Below are 2,121 nucleotides of genomic sequence, written 5' to 3'. Positions count from 1 at the left end.
GTAGATGAGGTAGAGCCCCGGTGCGGCGAACGCGAACGGCGTCGCGGCGAGGGCCAGCAGGAGCGCACCGAGCACCGCGGTCGCGGGGATGCGGAAAACGAGCCTGGCCGGCACCTGCGGGGTGGTCACGCCGTCATCGTGCCATGTCCACCATTCGAGATCACAATCCCGCAGAGTTGACGTCAATACTCTGAACGCACTAGCGTCTCCGGCGTGCCCCAGCAGACTGCTCTCGTACTTCCCCAGCGCGTTCGACGCTGAGGAAGTCAGGCGGCGTCGAACGCGCGACCCTCGTACGACCAGCAGGTCGGCGGGGGTTTTTTCATGCGTGAGAGCCTGAGCCAGCCAGCCCGGCGACGGACCGACGACACACCGACGACAGACCGACCACACCAGAGGCGGAAGCCGATGACCAGTGCGACACAGCGGCCCAACCCGGTCGCCGCGACACCGGGACCCGCCAGGTCCCCCCGACCCAAGCCCGCGCCCCCGACGGGGACACCCGTCCGGGTGAGCGGCGCCCAGTCGCTCGTCCGGTCGCTCGAGGCGGTAGGCGTCGAGGTGGTGTTCGGCATTCCCGGCGGCACGATCCTGCCGGCCTACGACCCGCTGCTCGACTCGACCAAGGTCCGCCACGTCCTCGTCCGCCACGAGCAGGGCGCGGGCCACGCGGCCACCGGGTACGCGCAGGCCACCGGCAAGGTCGGCGTCTGCATGGCGACCTCCGGCCCCGGCGCGACCAACCTGGTCACCCCGCTCGCCGACGCCAACATGGACTCCGTCCCGGTCGTCGCGATCACCGGGCAGCAGACCCGCGCGCTCATCGGGACCGACGCGTTCCAGGAAGCCGACATCTGCGGCATCACGCTGCCGATCACCAAGCACAACTTCCTCGTCACCGACCCCGCGGAGATCCCGCGGACCATCGCCGAGGCGTTCCACCTGGCCAGGACCGGCCGGCCGGGACCGGTGCTCGTCGACATCCCCAAGGACGTCCTGCAGGAGACCACGTCGTTCGCCTGGCCTGCGGAGATGCGGCTGCCCGGGTACAAGCCGACCACGCGCCCGCACGGCAAGCAGGTCCGCGAGGCCGCGAAGCTGATCACGAACGCGCGGCGGCCGGTGTTCTACGTCGGTGGCGGCGTGATCAAGGCGCACGCCTCGGCGGAGCTCGCGACGCTCGCCGAGCTGACCGGGATCCCGGTGGTCACCACGCTGATGGCCCGCGGCGCGTTCCCCGACTCGCACCGCCAGCACCTCGGCATGCCCGGCATGCACGGCTCGGTCGCCGCCGTGGCCGCCATGCAGAAGGCCGACCTGCTCATCGCGCTCGGGGCCCGCTTCGACGACCGGGTCACCGGCCAGCTGGCGACGTTCGCGCCGGACGCCCAGGTCGTGCACGCCGACATCGACCCGGCGGAGATCTCCAAGAACCGGCGCGCGGACGTGCCGATCGTCGGCGACTGCAAGGAGATCATCGCCGAGCTGGTCAACGCGGTGCGTGCCGAGTACGGCCCGAAGGGCGGCCCGGCCGACCTGACGGCGTGGTGGCAGCAGCTCGACTCGATACGCGAGACGTTCCCGCTCGGCTACGAGTGGCCCGAGGACGGCTCGCTGTCCCCGCAGTACGTGATCGAACGGATCGGCCGGATCGCCGGCCCGGACGCGGTCTACGCCGCGGGCGTGGGCCAGCACCAGATGTGGGCCGCCCAGTTCATCTCCTACGAGAAGCCCGCCACGTGGATCAACTCCGGGGGGCTCGGCACGATGGGCTTCGCGGTGCCCGCCGCGATGGGGGCCAAGTTCGGCAAGCCGGACAGGGTCGTCTGGGCGATCGACGGCGACGGCTGCTTCCAGATGACCAACCAGGAGCTCGCCACCTGTGCGATCGAGGGCGCGCCGATCAAGGTCGCGGTCATCAACAACGGCAACCTGGGCATGGTCCGCCAGTGGCAGAACCTCTTCTACTCCGAGCGCTACTCGCAGACCGACCTCGGCACGCACAAGCACCGCATCCCCGACTTCACCCTGCTCGCGGAGGCGCTCGGCTGTGCGGGGCTACGCTGTGAGTCCAAAGAGGACGTCGACCGGGTGATCAACCGGGCGATGGAGATCAACGAC

Annotated in this window: 1 protein-coding gene; it reads left to right on the top strand. The window is 70.3% G+C overall.

The window, feature by feature from the left end:
* Window positions 1-408: 408 nt before the first annotated feature.
* On the top strand, window positions 409-2,121 hold a 1,713-nt coding region (locus tag VH969_RS02210), incomplete at its 3' end, for an acetolactate synthase large subunit (protein ID WP_331969478.1).

The organism is Actinophytocola sp. (assembly GCF_036555685.1).
In the GTDB taxonomy this organism is placed as follows: Bacteria; Actinomycetota; Actinomycetes; order Mycobacteriales; family Pseudonocardiaceae; genus Actinophytocola.
The sequence above is the reverse complement of the archived record's forward strand: the minus strand, read 5'-3'. Positions and strand labels throughout refer to the sequence as shown.